At 56.1% G+C, this 20,962-nt stretch carries 20 protein-coding genes; 16 read left to right on the top strand and 4 right to left on the bottom strand.

Annotated features, from left to right (window positions below; translation table 11 throughout):
• The first annotated feature begins 215 nt into the window (after window positions 1–215).
• The 5 genes from tamA (at window position 216) to G0034_RS02180 (ending at window position 6,874) form a co-directional block, all read left to right on the top strand.
• Window positions 216–1,949 (top strand): autotransporter assembly complex protein TamA, encoded by a 1,734-nt coding sequence (gene tamA / locus G0034_RS02160; protein ID WP_045268860.1) that lies wholly within the window; start codon window positions 216–218, stop codon window positions 1,947–1,949.
• Window positions 1,946–5,722, top strand: a complete 3,777-nt coding sequence (gene tamB / locus G0034_RS02165; RefSeq protein ID WP_179120454.1) for an autotransporter assembly complex protein TamB — start codon at window positions 1,946–1,948, stop codon at window positions 5,720–5,722. The genes tamA and tamB overlap by 4 nt, the downstream gene beginning before the upstream one ends.
• A 2-nt stretch (window positions 5,723–5,724) precedes the next feature.
• The gene (locus G0034_RS02170; protein ID WP_014882267.1) at window positions 5,725–6,069 is read left to right on the top strand and encodes a gamma-glutamylcyclotransferase family protein; all 345 of its coding nucleotides are present in this window, start codon (window positions 5,725–5,727) and stop codon (window positions 6,067–6,069) included.
• A gap of 209 nt (window positions 6,070–6,278) precedes the next feature.
• Window positions 6,279–6,530 (top strand): AbrB/MazE/SpoVT family DNA-binding domain-containing protein, encoded by a 252-nt coding sequence (locus G0034_RS02175; protein WP_032637647.1) that lies wholly within the window; start codon window positions 6,279–6,281, stop codon window positions 6,528–6,530.
• On the top strand, window positions 6,524–6,874 hold the full coding sequence (locus tag G0034_RS02180; RefSeq protein WP_032637645.1) for a type II toxin-antitoxin system ChpB family toxin: 351 nt from the start codon (window positions 6,524–6,526) through the stop codon (window positions 6,872–6,874). Before G0034_RS02175 ends, G0034_RS02180 begins: the two co-directional genes overlap by 7 nt.
• Before the next feature lie 77 nt (window positions 6,875–6,951).
• Here G0034_RS02180 and ppa read toward each other — a convergent pair whose 3' ends face one another.
• On the bottom strand, window positions 6,952–7,482 hold the full coding sequence (ppa, locus tag G0034_RS02185) for an inorganic diphosphatase (protein WP_008501423.1): 531 nt from the start codon (window positions 7,480–7,482) through the stop codon (window positions 6,952–6,954).
• Window positions 7,483–7,791: 309 nt separating this feature from the next.
• Between ppa and ytfQ the strand changes: the two genes are divergently transcribed.
• From ytfQ to G0034_RS02210, 5 genes are all read left to right on the top strand, one after another.
• Window positions 7,792–8,748, top strand: coding sequence for a galactofuranose ABC transporter substrate-binding protein YtfQ (gene ytfQ, locus G0034_RS02190; protein WP_047626912.1), 957 nt, complete (start codon window positions 7,792–7,794; stop codon window positions 8,746–8,748).
• Between the two features lie 102 nt (window positions 8,749–8,850).
• Window positions 8,851–10,353 (top strand): galactofuranose ABC transporter, ATP-binding protein YtfR, encoded by a 1,503-nt coding sequence (ytfR, locus tag G0034_RS02195; protein ID WP_045134407.1) that lies wholly within the window; start codon window positions 8,851–8,853, stop codon window positions 10,351–10,353.
• Window positions 10,354–10,363: 10 nt separating this feature from the next.
• Window positions 10,364–11,389 carry a galactofuranose ABC transporter, ATP-binding protein YtfT gene (ytfT, locus tag G0034_RS02200; RefSeq protein WP_014882273.1) on the top strand — a complete coding sequence of 342 codons (1,026 nt, stop codon included), beginning with the start codon at window positions 10,364–10,366 and terminating at the stop codon, window positions 11,387–11,389.
• Entirely contained in the window at window positions 11,376–12,377 is a 1,002-nt protein-coding gene (gene yjfF / locus G0034_RS02205; RefSeq protein ID WP_023331880.1) for a galactofuranose ABC transporter, permease protein YjfF, read from the top strand. The genes ytfT and yjfF overlap by 14 nt, the downstream gene beginning before the upstream one ends.
• 93 nt (window positions 12,378–12,470) lie before the next feature.
• A complete protein-coding gene (locus tag G0034_RS02210) occupies window positions 12,471–14,042 on the top strand; it encodes a methyl-accepting chemotaxis protein (protein WP_014882275.1) in 1,572 nt (523 codons plus the stop codon).
• Here G0034_RS02210 and G0034_RS02215 read toward each other — a convergent pair.
• Entirely contained in the window at window positions 14,014–14,370 is a 357-nt protein-coding gene (locus G0034_RS02215) for a helix-turn-helix domain-containing protein (RefSeq protein WP_179120455.1), read from the bottom strand. The genes G0034_RS02210 and G0034_RS02215 overlap by 29 nt on opposite strands.
• 150 nt (window positions 14,371–14,520) lie before the next feature.
• Window positions 14,521–15,519 (bottom strand): class 1 fructose-bisphosphatase, encoded by a 999-nt coding sequence (fbp, locus tag G0034_RS02220; RefSeq protein ID WP_014882277.1) that lies wholly within the window; start codon window positions 15,517–15,519, stop codon window positions 14,521–14,523.
• 197 nt (window positions 15,520–15,716) lie between these two features.
• Between fbp and mpl the strand changes: the two genes are divergently transcribed.
• The gene (gene mpl / locus G0034_RS02225) at window positions 15,717–17,090 is read left to right on the top strand and encodes a UDP-N-acetylmuramate:L-alanyl-gamma-D-glutamyl-meso-diaminopimelate ligase (protein WP_014882278.1); all 1,374 of its coding nucleotides are present in this window, start codon (window positions 15,717–15,719) and stop codon (window positions 17,088–17,090) included.
• Between the two features lie 100 nt (window positions 17,091–17,190).
• On the opposite strand, the gene yjgA is transcribed toward mpl, so the two are convergent.
• Window positions 17,191–17,742 (bottom strand): ribosome biogenesis factor YjgA, encoded by a 552-nt coding sequence (gene yjgA, locus G0034_RS02230; protein WP_014882279.1) that lies wholly within the window; start codon window positions 17,740–17,742, stop codon window positions 17,191–17,193.
• 95 nt (window positions 17,743–17,837) lie between these two features.
• Here yjgA and pmbA point away from each other — a divergent pair, with 95 nt between their 5' ends.
• The 5 genes from pmbA to G0034_RS02255 all read left to right on the top strand — a co-directional run bounded on the left by pmbA (window position 17,838) and on the right by G0034_RS02255 (window position 20,945).
• Window positions 17,838–19,190, top strand: coding sequence for a metalloprotease PmbA (gene pmbA, locus G0034_RS02235; RefSeq protein ID WP_023336694.1), 1,353 nt, complete (start codon window positions 17,838–17,840; stop codon window positions 19,188–19,190).
• Window positions 19,191–19,228: 38 nt separating this feature from the next.
• On the top strand, window positions 19,229–19,615 hold the full coding sequence (gene cybC / locus G0034_RS02240) for a cytochrome b562 (RefSeq protein ID WP_032637638.1): 387 nt from the start codon (window positions 19,229–19,231) through the stop codon (window positions 19,613–19,615).
• A 316-nt stretch (window positions 19,616–19,931) separates the two neighbouring features.
• Window positions 19,932–20,270 (top strand): glycine dehydrogenase, encoded by a 339-nt coding sequence (locus G0034_RS02245; protein ID WP_086527803.1) that lies wholly within the window; start codon window positions 19,932–19,934, stop codon window positions 20,268–20,270.
• Window positions 20,271–20,280: 10 nt separating this feature from the next.
• Window positions 20,281–20,643 (top strand): SFCGS family glycine-rich protein, encoded by a 363-nt coding sequence (locus G0034_RS02250; protein WP_006179053.1) that lies wholly within the window; start codon window positions 20,281–20,283, stop codon window positions 20,641–20,643.
• A gap of 2 nt (window positions 20,644–20,645) precedes the next feature.
• The gene (locus tag G0034_RS02255; protein WP_008501409.1) at window positions 20,646–20,945 is read left to right on the top strand and encodes a DUF4312 family protein; all 300 of its coding nucleotides are present in this window, start codon (window positions 20,646–20,648) and stop codon (window positions 20,943–20,945) included.
• The last annotated feature ends 17 nt before the right edge of the window (window positions 20,946–20,962 follow it).

Consider the following 20,962-nt stretch of genomic DNA (forward strand, 5'->3'; position numbering starts at 1 on the left):
TCCCGGGGTGCGATGTTTCGGTTAAGGTTGTCACGACGCGTTTAATTGAACACAATAAATGCGCTGAATGAGTCTAGATTTAATCATAAGAAATATTTGGGTGTTACACCCATTTTCAACCCGTGATGTGGGTTTTTGGCTAACAGGCCGTATTTTGCCGCGGAGCGGCACTGCATTTGCTTCCAGGGTGGAAACAGGGATATTCAGGAGAAAACGTGACAAAAATCCGCCAGTTATGTTTGGTCAGTGTGTTGCTGACAAGCGGGGTTGCCAGCGCGGCGAATGTCCGTTTGCAGGTTGAGGGGCTTTCCGGGGCGCTGGAAAAAAACGTGCGTGCGCAGCTGTCGACCATCCAGAGTGATGAGGTGACGCCGGACCGGCGTTTTCGCGCGCGCGTGGATGACGCGATCCGTGAAGGGCTGAAAGCGCTGGGTTATTACGAACCCACCATTGATTTCGATCTCCGTCCGCCGCCAAAGAAGGGGCGTCAGGTGCTTATTGCCCGCGTCTCGGCGGGGGAGCCGGTACGGATTGGCGGCACGAACGTCGTCCTGCGCGGCGGGGCGCGTACCGACCGGGATTACCTGGATCTGCTCAGCACGCGGCCGAAGATCGGTACCGTGCTTAACCATGGCGATTACGACCATTTCAAAAAAGAGCTGACGAGCGTTTCCCTGCGTAAGGGCTACTTTGACAGCCAGTTCAACAAAAGCCAGCTGGGCATCGCGCTGGCGCGACGCCAGGCCTTCTGGGACATCGACTACGACAGCGGGGAGCGCTACCGCTTTGGCGACGTGACGTTTGAAGGTTCGCAAATTCGTGAAGAGTACCTGCAAAACCTCGTGCCGTTTAAAAAAGGCGACTACTACCAGTCGAGCGACCTGGCGGAGCTAAACCGCCGTCTCTCCGCCACCGGCTGGTTTAACTCGGTGGTTGTCGCACCGGAATTTGATAAGTCTCGCAAAACCAAGGTGTTGCCGCTGCATGGCGTTGTCTCGCCGCGCACCGAGAACACCATTGAGACCGGTGTTGGCTATTCGACCGACGTCGGCCCGCGCGTGAAGGCCACCTGGAAAAAGCCGTGGATGAACTCATACGGCCACAGCCTGACGACCAGCGCCAGTATCTCTGCACCGGAGCAGCAGCTTGATTTCAGCTATAAAATGCCGCTGCTGAAAAATCCGCTTGAGCAGTACTATCTGGTCCAGGGGGGCTTTAAGCGCACCGACCTGAACGATACAGAGTCCGATTCCACCACGCTTGCGGTATCCCGCTACTGGGATCTCTCCAGCGGCTGGCAGCGCGCCATTAACCTGCGCTGGAGCCTGGACCACTTTACCCAGGCCAACGTCACCAACACCACCATGCTGCTCTATCCTGGGGTGATGATCAGCCGCACCCGCTCGCGCGGCGGCCTGATGCCAACCTGGGGGGATTCCCAGCGTTACTCCATCGATTACTCCAACACGATGTGGGGTTCTGACGTGGATTTCTCGGTGATTCAGGCGCAAAACGTCTGGATCCGCACGCTGTATGACAAACACCGCTTTGTCATGCGCGGCAACCTCGGCTGGATTGAAACCGGCGATTTCGACAAAGTCCCGCCGGACCTGCGTTTCTTCGCCGGGGGCGACCGCAGCATCCGCGGCTACAAATACAAATCTATCGCGCCTAAAGACGATGACGGCAAGCTGATCGGGGCCTCCAAGCTGGCCACTGGCTCGCTGGAGTACCAGTACAACGTCAGCGGAAAATGGTGGGGTGCCATGTTCGTTGATGGCGGCGAGGCGGTGAGCGATATCCGCCGCAGCGACTTTAAAACTGGCGCAGGTGTAGGCGTGCGCTGGCAGTCACCGGTCGGGCCCATCAAGCTTGATTTCGCCGTTCCGGTCGGCGACAAAGAAGAACATGGATTACAGTTTTACATCGGTCTGGGGCCTGAATTATGAGTTTATGGAAGAAAATAAGCCTCGGGGTGCTGATTTTTATCGTGCTGCTGCTCGGTACGGTGGCGTTTCTGGTGGGGACGACGACCGGGCTGCATCTGCTGTTTAACGCGGCGAACCGCTGGGTGCCGGGGCTGGAGATAGGTCAGGTGACCGGCGGCTGGCGCGACCTGCGTCTGAAGAATATCCGCTATGAGCAGCCGGGCGTGGCGGTAAATGCCGGGGAATTTCACCTCGCGGTGAAGCTGGGCTGTCTGCGTGACAGCAAGCTGTGCGTTAACGATCTGTCGCTAAAAGACGTTAACGTGGCGATAGATTCGAAGAAAATGCCGCCGTCTGCGCCGGTGGAAGAAGAGGATAGCGGCCCGCTGAATCTCTCCACGCCGTACCCGATTGCGCTCTATCGGGTGGCGCTCGATAACGTCAATATTAAAATCGACGACACCACCGTTTCCGTCATGGATTTCACCTCCGGCCTGCGCTGGCAGGAGAAAAACCTGACCCTGACGCCAACCTCACTGCAGGGCTTGCTGATCGCGCTGCCGAAAGTGGCCGAGGTGGCGCAGGAAGAGATCGTCGAGCCGAAGATCCAGAATCCGCAGCCGGAAGAAAAGCCGCTGGGTGAAACGCTGAAGGATCTCTTCTCGAAGCCTGTTCTGCCGGAAATGACTGACGTTCATCTGCCGCTGAACCTCAATATTGAGGAGTTCAAAGGTGAGCAGCTACGCCTGACCGGCGATACCGACCTGACCGTCTACAACATGCTGCTGAAAGTCAGCAGCATTGACGGCAACATGAAGCTCGACGCGCTGGATATCGACACCAACCAGGGGTCGGTGAATGCGTCTGGTAACGCCCTGCTGCGAGACAACTGGCCGGTGGATATCACGCTGAACAGCGCGCTCAACATCGACCCGCTGAAGGGCGAAAAAGTGAAGGTCAAAGTGGGTGGGGCGCTGCGCGATAAGCTGGACGTCGGGGTCAATCTCTCCGGCCCGGTGGACATGGTTCTGCGCGCGCAGACTCAGCTGGCTGAAGCCGGGCTGCCGCTCAATCTTGAGGTCGTCAGCAAGCAGCTTTACTGGCCGTTTACCGGCGAAAAACAGTTCCAGGCCGATGACCTGAAGCTGAAGCTGAGCGGCAAGATGACTGACTACACGCTCTCGTTCCACACGGCGGTGAAGGGGCAGGGCGTACCGCCCGCGAACATCACGCTGGATGCGAAGGGCAACGAACAACAGGTCAACCTCGACAAGCTGACCGTCGCGGCGCTGGAAGGGAAAACGGAGCTGACCGCGCTGCTCGACTGGCAGCAGGCGATCAGCTGGCGGGGCGAACTGAAGCTGACGGGTATCAACACCGCCAAAGAGGTGCCGGACTGGCCGTCGAAGCTGGACGGGCTGATCAAAACGCGCGGTAGCCTGTACGGCGGTACGTGGCAGATGGACGTGCCGGAGATCAAGCTCACCGGTAACGTGAAGCAGAACAAGGTGAATGTTGAAGGCTCGGTGAAAGGCAACAGCTACCTGCAGTGGGTGATCCCGGGTCTGCACGTCGCGCTGGGGCGCAACACGGCGGATATCAAAGGCGAGCTGGGGGTAAAAGATCTCAATCTTGATGCCACCATCGACGCGCCGAACCTGGATAACGCCCTGCCGGGCCTGGGCGGGACGGCGAAAGGGTTAGTGAAAGTGCGCGGTACGGTCGACGCGCCACAGCTCCTTGCGGATATCACCGCCAATAATCTGCGCTGGCAGGAACTGAGCGTTGCCCGCGTCCGCGTGGAAGGGGATGTGAAATCCACCGATCAGATCGGCGGTAACCTGAACCTGCGCGTGGAGCGCATTTCTCAGCCGGACGTGAACATTAACCTGGTCACCCTGGACGCCAAAGGGAACGAAAAACAGCATGACCTCCAGCTACGCGTGCAGGGTGAGCCGGTTTCCGGGCAGCTTCACCTGACCGGCAGCTTCGACCGCAAAGCGGAGCGCTGGAAAGGGACGCTGGACAATACCCGTTTCAACACGCCGGTGGGGCCGCTGGCGTTGTCACGTTCTCTCTCGCTGGACTACCGTAATGTGGAACAAAAGATCGCTATTGGGCCGCACTGCTGGATCAACCCGAATGCAGAGCTGTGCGTGCCGCAGACCATCGATGCGGGCGCGGCAGGGCACGCGCAGGTAAACCTCAACCGCTTTGATCTGGCGATGCTGAAACCGTTTATGCCGGACACCACGCAGGCCAGCGGCGTCTTCAGCGGGAAAGCCGATGTCGCCTGGGATACGACCAAAGAGGGGCTGCCGCAGGGTAGCGTCACGCTTTCGGGCCGTAACGTGAAGGTGACGCAGGAGGTGAATGATGCGTCGCTCCCGGTGGCATTCGATACCCTCAACCTGAGCGCAGACCTGCATAACAACCGTGCTGAGCTGGGGTGGCTGATCCGTCTTACTAACAACGGTCAGCTTGACGGACAGGTACAAATTACCGATCCGCAAGGACGGCGTAATCTGGGCGGCAACGTCAATATCCGTAACTTCAACCTGGCGATGGTGAACCCGATATTCGCCCGCGGGGAGAAAGCCGAGGGCATGCTGAACGCCAACCTGCGTCTGGGCGGCAACGCGCAAAGCCCGCAGCTATTCGGTCAGATGCGCCTCAGCGGCGTGGACATCGACGGCAACTTTATGCCGTTTGATATGCAGCCAAGCCAGATTGCGATGAACTTCAACGGCATGAGCTCGACCCTGAGCGGCTCGGTGTTAACGCAGCAGGGGCAAATTAACCTGAGCGGTGACGCGGACTGGAGCCAGCTCGATAACTGGCGTGCCCGCATCGCGGCCAAAGGCAGCAAGGTGCGCATTACCGTACCGCCAATGGTGCGCCTGGATGTCTCGCCGGATGTGGTCTTTGAGGCGACGCCAAGCCTCTTCACCCTGGACGGGCGCGTCGACGTGCCGTGGGCGCGTATTGTGGTTCACGAGGTTCCGGAAAGCGCCGTCGGTGTCTCAAGTGATGAAGTTATGCTCAATGAAAATCTGAAACCTGTCGAACAGAAGAGCGCTGGCATACCGATTAATAGTAACCTTATCGTACACGTGGGGAATAACGTGCGGTTGGATGCGTTTGGGCTGAAGGCGAGGCTCACGGGCGATCTGAAAGTGGCCCAGGATAAACAAGGGCTTGGCCTGAACGGGCAGATCAATATTCCTGAAGGGCGTTTCCATGCCTATGGTCAGGATCTGATTGTGCGTAAGGGCGAGCTGCTGTTCTCCGGTCCACCGGATCAGCCTCTGTTGAACATCGAAGCGATTCGTAACCCTGAAGCGACGGAAAACGACGTCATTGCAGGCGTACGCGTCACCGGCTCTGCCGACGAACCGAAGGCGGAGATCTTCTCTGACCCGGCGATGTCGCAGCAGGAAGCCCTCTCTTACCTGCTGCGTGGACAGGGTCTGGACAGCGGTCAGAGCGACAGTGCGGCGATGACCTCAATGTTAGTCGGCCTGGGGGTTGCACAAAGTGGGCAGGTTGTGGGTAAAATCGGCGAGACGTTCGGCGTAAGCAATCTGGCGCTGGACACCCAGGGCGTGGGTGACTCCTCGCAGGTGGTGGTCAGTGGCTATGTACTGCCGGGTCTGCAGGTAAAATACGGTGTGGGGATCTTTGACTCACTGGCAACACTCACGCTACGCTATCGCCTGATGCCTAAGCTATATCTGGAAGCAGTGTCCGGCGTAGACCAGGCACTTGATCTGCTCTATCAGTTTGAGTTTTAGCAATGCGAATATTTGTCTACGGCAGTTTACGAACCAAGCAAGGCAACAGTCACTGGATGACCAATGCCCTGCTGCTGGGGAATTACAATATCGAAAATTACCAGTTGTACAGCCTGGGCCACTATCCAGGCGCGGTTCCCGGCGAAGGAACAGTACAGGGTGAAGTTTATCGTATTGATAATGCTACACTTGCCGAACTTGATGCCTTGCGCACCAGGGGCGGTGAATACGCTCGCCAGTTGATCCAGACGCCGTACGGAAGTGCGTGGATGTATGTCTACCAGCGTCCGGTCGATGGGTTAACGCGGATTGTAAGCGGTAACTGGTTAGACAGAGACCAGTACTGAAAAACGACAACGCCACCGGAAGGTGGCGTTGTTTTTTGTGCGGCGGCTCGCAGCCCACAGTGAAATTTCCTCCTGCTTTCTTTTTTCCTTCGAGCGTTATTCCTAATCCTTTCATCACTTACGTTATCCGGTGGCGTTCATTGCTGATGAAGGGTAAAACATCATCCGCACCATAATGAGTTATACTATGTATAACTCTGGAGGTGTCGATGCGTATAACCATTAAGAAATGGGGAAACAGTGCCGGTATGGTCATTCCTGGCGTAGTAATGAAAGAACTTGGCCTAAAACCAGGTCAGAGTATGGAGGCTCAGGTGACAAATAATCAGTTAGTGCTCACACCGGTGAGTAAACAGTACTCGCTTGAAGAGTTGTTGGCGCAGTGTGATATGTCAGCCCCGGAAATTAACGAACAAGACGCATGGGGTACGTCAGGTCCCGTAGGTGACGAAGTATGGTGAAGCGACCTTGTTTTGAACGAGGTGATATCGTTCTCGTCGGCTTCGATCCTGCAAATGGTCATGAACAAAAGGGCGCAGGCAGGCCCGCTTTAGTGCTATCCGTTAGCGCGTTCAACCAGCTGGGAATGACGCTGGTTGCGCCTGTTACACAGGGGGGAAATTTTGCCCGCTATGCGGGTTTCAGTGTGCCGCTGTCTTGTGAAGAAGGGAATATTCAGGGCGTCATTCTGGTAAACCAAATCCGAATGATGGATTTGGGCGCGCGTCTGGCAAAACGAATAGGCGTGGCATCAGATGAAACCGTAGAAGATGCGCTTTTAAGGCTACAGGCCATCCTGAGTTAAGCCAGGGCTTATCACTCAGGTATACGGTAGATACAAAAAAGCCCCGACTCGCGGGGCCTTCATTATCAGCGTAAGAATTACTTCTTAGCCGCGCGCTCGAAAGAGGCGATGATTTCTGCTTTCGCCGCTTCTGCGTTGTCCCAGCCGTCAACTTTAACCCACTTGCCTTTTTCGAGGTCTTTGTAGTGCTCGAAGAAGTGAGTGATCTGCGCTTTCAGCAGTTCTGGCAGGTCGTTCACATCTTTAATGTGATCGTACTCTTTGCTCAGCTTGGTGTGCGGTACTGCAACCAGCTTCGCATCTTCACCGGATTCGTCGGTCATTTTCAGCACGCCAACTGGACGGCAGCGAATGACTGCGCCTGGCTGCAGCGGGTATGGCGTTGGGACCAGTACGTCAACCGGGTCACCGTCCAGAGACAGGGTGTGGTTGATGTAACCGTAGTTGCATGGATAGAACATCGCGGTAGACATGAAACGGTCTACGAACAGGGCGCCGCTCTCTTTGTCCACTTCGTATTTGATCGGATCTGCGTTTGCCGGGATTTCGATAACTACGTAGATGTCTTCTGGCAGTTCTTTACCCGCTGGGACGTTGAGTAAGCTCATGTCGGTGTCCTTTAAAATGGATGGTAAACAAGTGGCAGGTATTATAGCCAACTCACGCTGAATGTCTCCGCCTGTTTTCGCATTCTCTCCCCGCCAGCACCACTTTTCGGACCGATTCCATGACAGAAAAATCCATAAACTCAGCCGCATTTTTAATGGTGAAATGAAAGCGATTACAAACTTGTGATTAACGTTTTATTCACTTTTCCGAAGTGTGATGTAACGCAATTCGTTACATATTTCATTGGCTATAGTCATTTCGCAGAACATCTTTTAACCAACAATAAACACCCCTACGAGGACGCTCATATGTGGAAGCGCTTACTTCTTGTCACAGCAGTTTCGGCAGCCATGTCGTCTATGGCGATGGCCGCCCCTTTAACCGTAGGTTTTTCGCAAGTTGGCTCTGAATCCGGCTGGCGTGCGGCAGAAACCAACGTTGCGAAAAGCGAGGCTCAGAAACGCGGCATCACGCTGAAAATCGCCGATGGTCAGCAAAAGCAGGAAAACCAGATCAAAGCCGTGCGCTCATTTATTGCTCAGGGCGTGGATGCCATCTTTATCGCGCCAGTGGTGGCGACCGGCTGGGAACCGGTTCTGAAAGAAGCCAAAGATGCTGAGATTCCGGTCTTCCTGCTCGATCGTTCCATCGAGGTTAAAGACAAATCTCTCTATATGACCACCGTGACGGCCAACAACGTGCTTGAAGGGCAATTAATTGGCGACTGGCTGGTAAAACAGGTCGACGGCAAGCCGTGTAACGTCGTTGAACTGCAGGGCACCGTGGGGGCGAGCGTGGCTATCGACCGTAAGAAGGGTTTTGCTGAGGCCATCGCGAAAGCGCCAAACATCAAGATTATCCGCTCTCAGTCCGGCGACTTTACCCGCAGTAAAGGTAAAGAGGTCATGGAGAGCTTCATTAAAGCGGAAAACAACGGCAAGAACATCTGCATGGTTTACGCCCATAACGATGACATGGTGATTGGTGCGATTCAGGCGATTAAAGAAGCGGGCCTGAAGCCGGGCAAAGATATCCTCACCGGCTCTATCGACGGTGTGCCGGATATCTACAAAGCGATGATCGACGGCGAAGCCAACGCCAGCGTAGAACTGACGCCAAATATGGCGGGTCCGGCATTTGATGCGCTGGAGAAATTCAAGAAAGACGGCACGATGCCTGAGAAGGTGACCGTCACCAAGTCCACGCTCTACCTGCCTGACACGGCGAAAGAAGAGTTAGAGAAGAAGAAAAACATGGGCTACTAAGCCAGTGAAATTGCCGGGTGGCGCTGCGCTTGCCCGGCCTACGATACGCTCTTTTGTAGGCCGGATAAGCGTAGCGCCACCCGGCTTGATGTAGGGGGAACCATGACCACTGAACAGCACCAGGAAATCCTCCGCACAGAGGGCTTAAGCAAATTTTTCCCGGGTGTAAAAGCGCTGGATAACGTTGATTTCAGCCTGCGGCGCGGTGAAATTATGGCGCTGCTGGGCGAGAACGGCGCGGGAAAATCGACGCTGATTAAATCTCTGACCGGCGTTTATCACGCCGATCGCGGCACCATCTGGCTGGAAGGCAATGCCATTTCGCCAAAAAATACCGCCCATGCTCAACAGCTTGGGATTGGGACGGTCTACCAGGAAGTGAACCTGCTGCCAAATATGTCGGTGGCGGATAACCTGTTTATTGGTCGTGAACCAAGACGTTTTGGCCTGCTACGGCGCAAAGAGATGGAAGCGCGGGCGACGAAACTGATGGAATCCTACGGCTTCTCCCTCGACGTTCGCGAGCCGCTGAACCGGTTTTCCGTCGCGATGCAGCAGATCGTCGCCATTTGCCGCGCGATCGATCTCTCCGCGAAGGTGCTGATCCTCGACGAACCTACCGCCAGCCTCGATACCCAGGAAGTCGAGATGCTCTTTACCCTGATGCGCCAGCTGCGCGATCAGGGCGTCAGCCTGATCTTCGTCACACACTTCCTCGATCAGGTGTATGAAGTGAGCGATCGCATTACCGTACTTCGTAACGGCAGCTTTGTTGGCTGCCGTGAAACCCGCGAGCTGCCGCAGATTGAGCTGGTCAAAATGATGCTGGGCCGTGAGCTGGAGACCAATGCGCTCCAGCGCGCAGGGCGCACGCTGCTGAGCGAAAAACCGGTGGCCGCGTTCAGCGATTACGGCAAAAAAGGGATCATCTCACCGTTTAACCTCGAAGTGCGCCCCGGCGAAATTGTCGGGCTGGCGGGGCTGCTAGGGTCAGGCCGGACCGAAACCGCCGAGGTGATCTTCGGCATCAAGCCTGCGGACAGCGGTACCGCGTTGATCAAAGGTAAACCGCAAACCCTGCGATCGCCGCATCAGGCCTCCTGTCTGGGAGTGGGGTTCTGCCCGGAAGACAGGAAAACGGACGGCATTATTGCCGCCGCCTCGGTGCGGGAAAATATCATTCTGGCGCTACAGGCGCAGCGCGGATGGCTGCGTCCAATTCCGCGTAAAGAGCAAAACGCCATTGCCGAGCGCTTTATTCGCCAGCTGGGTATTCGTACGCCGAGCGCGGAACAGCCGATCGAATTTCTCTCCGGCGGTAACCAGCAGAAAGTGCTGCTGTCACGCTGGCTGCTGACCAAACCGCAGTTCCTGATCCTGGATGAACCCACGCGCGGCATTGACGTTGGCGCGCACGCCGAAATTATCCGGCTTATCGAAACGCTGTGTGCCGACGGGCTGGCGCTGCTGGTCATTTCGTCCGAGCTGGAAGAGCTGGTGGGGTATGCCGATCGCGTGATCATCATGCGCGATCGCAAACAGGTGGCTGAGATCCCGCTGGATAAGCTGTCCGTTCCGGCGATCATGAATGCCATCGCGGCATAAGGAGTGAATTGTGATGTCCCGTTCGCTTTCGCAAACCGGTGAGTCAAAGCGCCGCTTTAACTGGCCAACCGGCACGCCGCAAATCGCAGCGCTGCTGGTGGTGTTACTGGTGGATAGCCTTGTCGCACCGCATTTCTTCCAGATTATTGTTCAGGATGGTCGCCTGTTTGGCAGCCCGATCGATATTTTGAACCGTGCCGCGCCCGTCGCGCTGCTGGCGATTGGTATGACGCTGGTGATTGCCACCGGCGGGATTGACCTCTCCGTCGGCGCGGTGATGGCTATTGCCGGGGCCACCGCAGCCTCCATGACCGTAGCGGGCCATAGCCTGCCGGTGGTACTGCTGGCGGCATTGGGAACCGGCGTGCTGGCCGGACTGTGGAACGGCATTCTGGTGGCGGTACTAAAAATTCAGCCTTTCGTCGCCACCCTTATTTTGATGGTGGCCGGGCGCGGGGTGGCGCAGCTGATCACCTCCGGACAGATAGTCACCTTTAACTCCCCGAGTCTGGCGTGGATCGGCAGCGGCAATTTCCTGTTCTTTCCAACACCGGTGATCGTGGCTCTGGTTACATTAGTGGTGTTCTGGCTTTTCACCCGCAAAACAGCGCTCGGCATGTTTATTGAAGCGGTGGGGATCAACATTCGTGCGGCACGAAATGCCGGGGTCAATACGCGGCTGATGGTGATGCTGACCTACGTGCTGAGCGGCGTTTGCGCCGCCATTGCCGGGGTGATTGTCGCGGCCGATATCCGCGGGGCCGATGCCAACAATGCCGGGCTCTGGCTGGAGCTGGATGCCATCCTCGCGGTGGTGATTGGCGGCGGATCGTTGATGGGCGGGCGCTTTAACCTGCTGCTCTCGGTCATTGGCGCGCTGATCATTCAGGGCATGAACACCGGGATCCTGCTCTCCGGTTTTCAGCCGGAACTCAACCAGGTGGTAAAAGCGGTGGTCGTACTCTGCGTGCTGATCGTCCAGTCACCGCGCTTTGTCAGCATCATTAAGGGGATCCGTGGCCATGATAAAACGTAATTTACCGTTAATGATCACGCTGGGCGTGTTTGTGCTGGGGTATCTCTACTGTCTGACCCAGTTCCCCGGTTTTGCCTCAACACGCGTGATTTGCAACATCCTGACCGATAACGCCTTTTTAGGCATCATCGCCGTCGGGATGACCTTTGTGATCCTCTCCGGTGGGATCGATCTCTCCGTTGGCTCGGTGATCGCGTTTACCGGCGTGTTCCTCGCCAAAGCGATCGGTTTCTGGGGGATCTCCCCTCTGGTGGCGTTTCCGCTGGTGCTGGCGATGGGCTGTGCGTTTGGCGCCTTTATGGGGCTACTGATCGACGCGCTAAAAATTCCCGCTTTCATTATTACCCTCGCCGGGATGTTCTTCCTGCGCGGCGTGAGTTACCTGGTATCGGAAGAGTCCATCCCGATTAACCACCCGGTGTACGACACGCTCTCCAGCCTGGCGTGGAAAATCCCCGGCGGTGGCCGTCTGAGCGCGATGGGGTTATTGATGCTGGGCGTGGTGGTGGTGGGTATCTTCCTTGCCCACCGTACCCGGTTCGGTAATCAGGTTTACGCCATTGGCGGGAACGCCACGTCGGCAAACCTGATGGGGATCTCGACCCGCAGCACGACCATCCGCATCTATATGCTCTCAACCGGCCTGGCAACGCTGGCGGGTATTGTCTTCTCGGTGTATACCCAGGCGGGCTATGCCCTTGCAGGCGTAGGCGTGGAGCTGGACGCGATTGCCTCTGTGGTCATTGGCGGCACGCTGCTCAGCGGCGGAGTGGGGACGGTGCTGGGAACGCTGTTCGGCGTAGCGATCCAGGGGCTGATCCAGACCTATATCAACTTTGACGGCACGCTCAGTTCCTGGTGGACCAAGATCGCCATCGGCATTCTGCTGTTTATATTTATTGCCCTGCAGCGCGGTCTGACGGTGCTCTGGGAGAACCGTCAAAGCTCGCCTGTTACTCGCGTAAACACCTCGGTAACAGAGCGATAACACGCTGAATTTGCTTAAAGTCTAAACATTTTCCGGTAGCGGCCGATAACCTTTTTTTCTGTCCAGAAATATCTCGCTACCGGAAATAATATCATGCTTAAAACGCTATCGATTCGTACCGGCTTGCTCTCTTTACTGGCCGTTATGACCCTTCTGCTGCTGATTGTCAGCGGCATTGGCATTTATGCCCTCACACAGAGTTCTTCTTCACTGCAGCGCATTAATCACCTTCAGGGTGAGCAGATGGTGCAGCTAAATACCGGCTATACGCTGATTCTGCGCGCGCGCAATGAGGCGGGCCAGGCCGTCCGGATGATGGAAATCGGCATGCTCGATGATGCGGCCAAATCGGTCAAAAACATCAATCAGGAAATCGCCGTGGCTCAGAAAACGCTGAAAGGCGTGATCGACGGCGGCGTGGCTGACGAGCAGGGGCAAAAGTTGCTGGATAACGTGGCAACCAGTCTGGCGACGTATAACCAGCAGGGCATCAACCCGATGCTAAAAACCCTGAATGACCAGAGCGCGGACAGTTATTACGACCTGCTGGAGAATACGCTGATCCCCGTGGCGAAGCAGTTTGATAACGATATGCAGGCGTTTCAGACATGGAGCGAAGCGCGAGGGAAGGCGGAAGTCACTGCCGTGCAGGCGAGTAAAACCCGCGTGCTGATCCTGATTATTGTCGCCGCGCTGCTGACGGCTGGCATCATCGTGCTTGCCTGGCTGGTGCTGCGCCATATGCTGCTTAAGCCGCTCTCTGCTTCCATTGCTCAGCTGGAGAATGTGGCGGCGGGCGATTTAACCCACACGCTGAATGCCCCGGCGAGCCAGGAATTTAACCGCCTTAACGCGGCGATAGAGGTGATGCGTCAGTCGCTGATGCACTCGGTGATGCGGGTACGCGATGCCAGCTCGCAAATCGACACCGGCAGCCGTGAGCTAACGGCGGGCAACCGGGATCTTGCCGAGCGTACAGAATCCACCGCCACCTCGCTTGAGCAGACCGCTGCCAGTATGGAACAGATTACCGCCACGGTGAAACTCAACGCCGATAATGCCGAGCAGGCGCACCAGCTGGCGAAATCGGTTTCTGATACCGCCGATCACGGCAGCGAAATGGTCTGCTACGTGATTGAAAAAATGCGTGATATCTCCGGCAGTTCAGCGCGTATTGCTGACATCCTGAGCGTGATCGATGGCATTGCCTTCCAGACCAATATTCTGGCCCTTAACGCCTCCGTGGAAGCGGCGCGCGCGGGCGAGCAGGGGCGCGGGTTCGCCGTCGTGGCGGGTGAAGTGCGTAACCTTGCCAGCCGCAGCGCCGACGCGGCGAAAGAGATCCGCTCCCTTATCAGCGATTCGCAGACCCACGTTAACGAGGGCAGCGAGCTGGCCCAGCAGGCGGGTGAAACGATGGATGAGATTGCCACCGAAGTGCTGCGCATGACCAAACTGATGCGCGAGATTGCGACCGCGTCTCAGGAGCAGAGCCGCGGCATTGAGCAGGTGAATATTGCGGTGAATCAGATGGACGAAACGGCGCAGCAGAATGCGGCGCTGGTGCAGCAATCCTCCGCCGCGACCCGCTCTCTGGAAGAGCAGTCGCGTCAGCTGATGGAGGCCATGTCATCATTTAAATTAACGGCTCAGACTGCGGCATAATATTTCCCTGCCCCGGTACGTTCTGTGCCGGGGATTTATTTCGCCCTGAATTAATGGCCGCAATATTATCGTGAATATCGCCCATTAATATTTCCAGCGAGTGGGTTAACGCTAACGCTTTTTCAGTTGGCTCAAGGTATAAACCTTTGCGGAAAAATAATGGCTCATCAAACAGTTGATTAAAACGCTTCAGGGCCAGGCTCACCGCAGGACGTGACATCTCCAGGCGCACAGAGGCCTTTGCCATGCTGCCGCAGCGGACCACTTCAATAAATACAGGAATAAGGTTTAAATCAATGCCGGTATTCGCCCGGGAATAATTTTTCATTGCGATACTGCTCCACGAAATATCTGTCAAACTGTTATGGAAATAATGCAGGAGCAATGGCGAATATTAAAGCGTGTTTTTTATAAACACTTATACGGTAAAAGATATAAATGTGTTGGGGAGCCAGACGGGCTCCCCGGGAGTGAGAGATTACGCGTCCGGATACTCGCGGATAAAGCGCTCAACGTCTTCAACCATGTGGTTGTTGCCGACGAAGAAGGAACGACGCTGGTGGAGGCTTTCCGGCACGATGTCCAGAATACGCTCTTTACCGTCGCTCGCCTTGCCGCCCGCCTGTTCGGCCAGGAACGCCATTGGGTTGCACTCGTACAGCAGGCGCAGCTTTCCGTCAGGGTGGCTGGCGGTACTTGGGTAGAGGTAGATACCGCCTTTCAGCAGGTTACGGTGGAAATCCGCGACCAGCGAGCCAATATAGCGGGAGGTGTACGGGCGCTGAGTCGCTTTATCTTCTTCCTGACAGAATTTGATGTACTTCTTCACGCCGTTCGGGAATCGGATGTAGTTGCCTTCGTTGATGGAGTAGGTGTTGCCCTTCTCCGGGAAGCGCATACGCTCCTGGCTCAGACAGAAGACGCCCAGCGATGGATCGTAGGTAAAGGCGTGAACACCACACCCGGTGGTGTACACCAGCATGGTGGAGGAGCCATAGACGACGTAACCGGCAGCCACCTGATTACTGCCCGGCTGCAGGAAATCTTCCTCGGTCACCGGCGTGCCAACTGGCGTGACGCGGCGGTAGATGGAGAAAATGGTACCGACAGAAACGTTAACGTCGATGTTGGAGGAACCGTCGAGCGGATCCATCAGTACAACGTATTTCGCGTGTTCACAGCCTTCGAAAACAACAATTTCATCTTCTTCTTCGGAGGCGATACCCGCAACGATGTCGCGCGCGCGCAGTGCAGCTTTCAGTTTTTCATTTGCGAACAGATCGAGTTTCTGTTGAACCTCGCCCTGAACGTTCTCGGCACCGCTGGCACCCAGGATATCGACCAGACCGGCCTTGTTGATATCACGATGGATGATCTTAGCGCCCAGCTTTATTGCCGACAGCAAAGCAGTGAGTTCACCCGTAGCATGAGAGAACTCGTGCTGCTTTTCGACAATAAATTCACCTAACGTTTTCATAACACTTTCCCTGCATCTTTGTGAGTAGAGCGATTGTATGTTCACTAAAACGACTAAAGCCCAACAATCTTAACAAATATTCAAATAGTAGCGCAGAGGTGAATCGCGCCAGCAACATACGGATTTACCTGAAATGCGTTTCACAGCCGCTAACATGTGAGTAAAATGTGCGCCACATTGAAGAAGGATAGTGACGTATGCGCATTCATATATTGGGGATTTGTGGCACTTTCATGGGCGGGCTGGCAATGCTGGCGCGCTCGCTGGGCCATGAAGTGACAGGTTCGGACGCCAATGTGTATCCGCCGATGAGCACGCTTCTGGAGAAGCAGGGTATCTCTCTGATTCAGGGCTACGATGCAAGCCAGCTGGATCCCGAGCCGGATCTGGTCATTATTGGCAACGCCATGACCCGCGGCAATCCGTGCGTTGAAGCTGTGCTGGAGCGCAATATTCCGTTCATGTCCGGCCCGCAATGGCTGCATGATTTCGTCCTGCGTGACCGCTGGGTGGTTGCCGTTGCGGGTACCCACGGCAAAACCACCACCGCCGGCATGGCGACCTGGATCCTCGAAGCCTGTGGCTACAAGCCGGGCTTTGTGATCGGCGGCGTGCCGGGTAACTTCGACGTTTCTGCGCGTCTGGGCGATAGCCCATTCTTTGTCATTGAAGCGGATGAATACGACTGCGCGTTCTTCGACAAACGCTCCAAGTTTGTCCATTACTGCCCGCGCACGCTGATCCTCAACAACCTTGAGTTCGATCACGCGGATATTTTTGACGACCTGAAAGCGATTCAGAAGCAGTTCCACCACCTGGTGCGCATCGTGCCGGGGCAGGGCCGTATCATCCTTCCGGAGAATGACATTAACCTGAAGCAGACTCTGGCGATGGGCTGCTGGAGCGAGCAGGAGCTGGTGGGCGAGCAGGGTCACTGGCAGGCGAAGAAACTCAACGCGGATGCCTCCGAGTGGGAAGTGTTGCTCGACGGCGAAAAAGTGGGTGAGGTGAAGTGGGGTCTGGTGGGCGAACACAACATGCACAACGGCCTGATGGCGATTGCAGCAGCGCGTCATGTCGGCGTTCTGCCTGCGGATGCCGCCAATGCGCTGGGCACGTTTATCAATGCCCGCCGTCGTCTGGAACTGCGCGGTGAAGCGAATGGCGTGACGGTGTATGACGATTTTGCACACCACCCAACGGCTATTCTGGCGACGCTTGCCGCGTTGCGTGGCAAGGTCGGCGGCACCGCGCGCATTCTGGCCGTGCTGGAACCGCGCTCGAACACCATGAAAATGGGCATCTGCAAAGACGATCTGGCCCCGTCGTTAGGCCGTGCCGATGAAGTCTTCCTGCTGCAGCCGCAGCATATTCCGTGGCAGGTGGCGGAAGTGGCCGATGCCTGCATTCAGCCTGCCCACTGGAGTGCGGATGTGGATGCGCTCGCGGATATGGTGGTGAAAGCCGCACAGCCTGGCGACCATATTCTGGTGATGAGCAACGGCGGGTTTGGTGGGATCCATCAGAAGCTGCTGGACGGTCTGGCGAAAAAGGCCGAGGCCGCAGAGTAAAAAAAGCCCGGTGGCGCTAGCGCTTACCGGGCCTGGATTTTGCACGACCTTGTAGGCCGGATAAGGCGTTTACGCCGCCATCCGGCGAGAACCGCACAGATTACCCTTCGTTCTCAGACAGCTCGCGCAGATACTGGAAAATCAGACGCGCAGACTTCGGCGGTTTATTCCCTTCTTTCTCTTTCTTCGCGTTGCGGATCAAAGAGCGCAGCTGCTGACGGTCGGCATTCGGCCACAGGTTCAGCACTTCCGGTACCGCATCATCGCCCTGTTCAATCAGACGATCGCGGATCTGCTCCAGCTTATGGAACAGCGCAACCTGCTGGTTGTGGCGGTTTTTCAGTTTATCCAGCGCCTGGCGGATCGGATCTACGTCGCGCTGACGCAGCATTTTCCCGATAAGCTGAAGCTGGCGACGACGGCCTTCTTTTTTGATTTTCTGTGCCAGTTCAATGGCATCACGCAGATCCTGGTCGAGCGGGATTTTGTCCAGCGCGTTTTTACCCAGTTCTACCATTTCTGCGCCAAGCTGTTTTAACTCTTCGGCGTCGCGTTTAATTTCACTTTTACTGACCCAGATGATCTCATCATCTTCGTCTTCGATGTCATCACCGGGAACGTCGTCGAGCCAGTCTTCGGGCTGCTTAGTCATGTCAGGCTCCTTAAAAAAAGAGGCTAATGTTACCAGTTAAGACGCGCACTGAAAAACGGTTCTCTGTTAGACTTCATTTAACTCTCTCTTACAGTATGGCATTTGCGATGAAAGTAACCTCACAAGTTGAAGCGCAGCGTAAGATTCTGGAAGAAGCCGTCTCCACCGCGCTGATGCTTGCTTCAGAAAAATCAGATGGCGCCGAAGTGGCGGTCAGCAAAACCACCGGTATCAGCGTGAGCACCCGCTATGGCGAAGTGGAGAACGTAGAATTCAATAGCGATGGCGCGCTTGGGATCACGGTGTATCACCAGAATCGCAAAGGCAGCGCGTCGTCTACCGATCTCAGCCCGGATGCCATTGCCCGCACGGTGCAGGCGGCGCTGGATATCGCCCGATACACCTCGCCGGATCCTTACGCCGGCGTGGCCGATAAAGAGCTGCTGGCCTTTGACGCGCCGGATCTTGATCTCTTCCACCCGGCAGAAGTCACCCCGGATGAAGCCATCGAGCTGGCCGCGCGTGCCGAGCAGGCTTCCCTGCAGGCCGACAAGCGCATCACCAATACCGAAGGCGGCAGCTTCAACAGCCACTACGGCATCAAAGTTTTCGGCAACAGCCACGGCATGCTGCAGGGCTACTGCTCCACCCGTCACTCGCTCTCCAGCTGCGTCATCGCCGAAGAGAACGGTGACATGGAGCGTGACTACGCTTACACCATTGGCCGCGCGCTGGGGGATTTGCAGTCGCCGGAGTGGGTGGGCAAAGAGTGTGCCGAACGCACGCTGTCTCGCCTGTCGCCGCGTAAACTCTCTACCATGAAAGCCCCGGTGATTTTTGCCAATGAAGTGGCAACCGGTCTGTTTGGTCATCTGGTGGGCGCTATCGCCGGTGGCTCCGTTTACCGTAAATCCACCTTCCTGCTCGACTCGCTGGGCAAGCAGATCCTGCCGGAATGGCTGACCATTGAAGAACACCCGCATCTGCTGAAAGGGCTGGCCTCTACGCCGTTCGACAGCGAAGGTGTGCGCACGGAACGCCGCGATATCGTTAAGGACGGCATTCTGACCCAGTGGCTGCTGACCAACTACTCCGCGCGCAAGCTGGGGCTGAAAAGTACTGGTCACGCGGGCGGTATCCATAACTGGCGTATTGCCGGGCAGGGCCTGAACTTTGAGCAGATGCTGAAAGAGATGGGCACCGGTCTGGTGGTAACCGAACTGATGGGCCAGGGCGTCAGCGGCATCACCGGAGACTATTCTCGCGGGGCGGCGGGCTTCTGGGTCGAAAACGGTGAAATTCAGTATCCGGTGAGCGAAATCACCATCGCCGGCAACCTGAAGGACATGTGGCGCAACATCGTTACGGTCGGTAACGATATTGAAACACGTAGCAATATACAGTGTGGTTCTGTACTGCTGCCCGAGATGAAAATTGCGGGTCAATAAAGATAGCGTTTTGTTAATAATAAAAAAGGAAGTGAGCAATGCGTAAACATCTGTTAGCGATCGTCGCGGCTTCAACGCTGGTTCTTGGCTCTTCTGCGTTTGCTGCCGATCTTGAAGAAGACATGGGCATCCTCGGGCAAAACCTGAAGGTGGTGCAAAAGACGGACAATGCGGCGGAAATGAAAGACGCCCTGACCAAAATGCGTGAAGCGGCGCTGGACGCCCAAAAAGCGACACCGCCGAAGCTGGAAAGCAAAGCGGCTGACAGCGCAGAGATGAAAGACTATCGCCACGGCTTTGACGTGCTGGTCGGCCAGATCGACGGCGCGCTGAAGCTGGCCAACGAAGGCAAAGTTAAAGAAGCCCAGGCGGCAGCCGATCAGTTCGTGACGACCCGCAACACGTATCACAAGAAATACCGTTAACCGATCGCGCATCGGACCAACACCCAACGGGAGCCAGTGGCTCCCGTTTTTTTTGCGTGGTGATAAGTAAACCCTATCGCCATCACATTTTTGCATTACCACGCCTGAACGTTTTCGTTGCCTCTGCCCGCCTTTGACCGCTGGAATCAGTGATATTCATCACGTAAATGCATTGATTTGACCGCATTCACCGTATTTATGTGGCACAGATCACTGCCGCGGCTTGCCTTTCCACTTCGAAGTGGAAAACAACTCGCTACAAACCCTTCCTCCCCACCGTTAGTTTTATTCCAGAGCCATTAACGGGGTAAGACGAGTGATTAACGGAGCGGTAATGAACGACGTTGGGGAACAGGCGGTGCAAACAGAACAGCTCGCGAACACCATGCTACAGCAGGTCTATGCCCTGCTGGCCCGGCACAACATCATCCCCAACGCAGTACAGGAGCAAATGCTCACCTCCCACGTTCGCGCCATGGCGCACCGGTCCGTGACCGGCGAGCCGCTGCCGGAGGTTGAAGCAGAGCTGTTTGACGAAATTTCACCGGATTCAATGCGGCTTGCCCGTGAAGTGGTGGCGCAGTTTGGCAACCTTCCTGATGAAGAGGCCTGGCTGCTCTCCGTTCACTTTGAAGTCGCGAAAGACAACCTTTAAGGAGCAACACATGGAACAGATTACAGTCGTGATTGGCGATCGCCTGGGTAAAGGTCAGAAAGTGGCGGCCGGGGTGGAAAAAGCAGGTGGACGCGCGGTGGTTGTGCCGGGCATGGCAGCGGATATGAAGCTCGGCGACGTAATGAAAGCGGAAAACGCCACCTTCGGCATCTCCTTCTGCGGCAGCGGCGGCGCGGGCGCGATTACCGCGCAAACCAAGTATGGCTACAAAGCCAAATACGGCATGCGTTCGGTGGATGAAGGCGTCACCGCCATCAACGAAGGCTGCAACGTGCTGGGCTTTGGCTTTATGGACAAAGAAGAGCTGGGCGAGCGTCTGGTGCAGGCGTGGCAGAAGAAACACGGCGCATAAGCATGAAAGAACAGTTCACAACCACGGTGAGAGTGAAGGGGAAGGGCGACGCCAAAGCGCGCGCCTTTGCCGACGCGCTCAACCACGTTCAGGCCGCGGTGATGAAAGCCTCACCGCATATCTTACTGCGTATTGAGCCACAGGATGTGCAGGTCGTTCAGGCGCAAGAAGCGGTGCGTAAAGAAGCGTTTCTGTTCTTCTTTTTGCGCCGGGAAAGACGCACCTACAGCGTGGAGCTGGATGTGACCGTCAACGTGACCGCCATCAATCTCGATCGGGTGGACTTCGTCACGCAACGCTGATTATTCATAAAAGGGCA

The organism is Enterobacter sp. T2, from assembly GCF_010692925.1.
Lineage (GTDB): Bacteria > Pseudomonadota > Gammaproteobacteria > Enterobacterales > Enterobacteriaceae > Enterobacter > Enterobacter kobei.

What these genes read in the sequence shown, in the direction of transcription:
- tamB (WP_179120454.1), top strand. Translation starts at nt 1,946, where the DNA reads ATGAGTTTATGGAAGAAAATAAGCCTCGGGGTGCTGATTTTTATCGTG.
- G0034_RS02170 (WP_014882267.1), top strand. Translation starts at nt 5,725, where the DNA reads ATGCGAATATTTGTCTACGGCAGTTTACGAACCAAGCAAGGCAACAGT.
- G0034_RS02175 (WP_032637647.1), top strand. Translation starts at nt 6,279, where the DNA reads ATGCGTATAACCATTAAGAAATGGGGAAACAGTGCCGGTATGGTCATT.
- G0034_RS02180 (WP_032637645.1), top strand. Translation starts at nt 6,524, where the DNA reads ATGGTGAAGCGACCTTGTTTTGAACGAGGTGATATCGTTCTCGTCGGC.
- ppa (WP_008501423.1), bottom strand. Translation starts at nt 7,482, where the DNA reads ATGAGCTTACTCAACGTCCCAGCGGGTAAAGAACTGCCAGAAGACATC.
- ytfQ (WP_047626912.1), top strand. Translation starts at nt 7,792, where the DNA reads ATGTGGAAGCGCTTACTTCTTGTCACAGCAGTTTCGGCAGCCATGTCG.
- ytfR (WP_045134407.1), top strand. Translation starts at nt 8,851, where the DNA reads ATGACCACTGAACAGCACCAGGAAATCCTCCGCACAGAGGGCTTAAGC.
- yjfF (WP_023331880.1), top strand. Translation starts at nt 11,376, where the DNA reads ATGATAAAACGTAATTTACCGTTAATGATCACGCTGGGCGTGTTTGTG.
- G0034_RS02210 (WP_014882275.1), top strand. Translation starts at nt 12,471, where the DNA reads ATGCTTAAAACGCTATCGATTCGTACCGGCTTGCTCTCTTTACTGGCC.
- G0034_RS02215 (WP_179120455.1), bottom strand. Translation starts at nt 14,370, where the DNA reads ATGAAAAATTATTCCCGGGCGAATACCGGCATTGATTTAAACCTTATT.
- fbp (WP_014882277.1), bottom strand. Translation starts at nt 15,519, where the DNA reads ATGAAAACGTTAGGTGAATTTATTGTCGAAAAGCAGCACGAGTTCTCT.
- mpl (WP_014882278.1), top strand. Translation starts at nt 15,717, where the DNA reads ATGCGCATTCATATATTGGGGATTTGTGGCACTTTCATGGGCGGGCTG.
- yjgA (WP_014882279.1), bottom strand. Translation starts at nt 17,742, where the DNA reads ATGACTAAGCAGCCCGAAGACTGGCTCGACGACGTTCCCGGTGATGAC.
- pmbA (WP_023336694.1), top strand. Translation starts at nt 17,838, where the DNA reads ATGGCATTTGCGATGAAAGTAACCTCACAAGTTGAAGCGCAGCGTAAG.
- cybC (WP_032637638.1), top strand. Translation starts at nt 19,229, where the DNA reads ATGCGTAAACATCTGTTAGCGATCGTCGCGGCTTCAACGCTGGTTCTT.
- G0034_RS02250 (WP_006179053.1), top strand. Translation starts at nt 20,281, where the DNA reads ATGGAACAGATTACAGTCGTGATTGGCGATCGCCTGGGTAAAGGTCAG.
- G0034_RS02255 (WP_008501409.1), top strand. Translation starts at nt 20,646, where the DNA reads ATGAAAGAACAGTTCACAACCACGGTGAGAGTGAAGGGGAAGGGCGAC.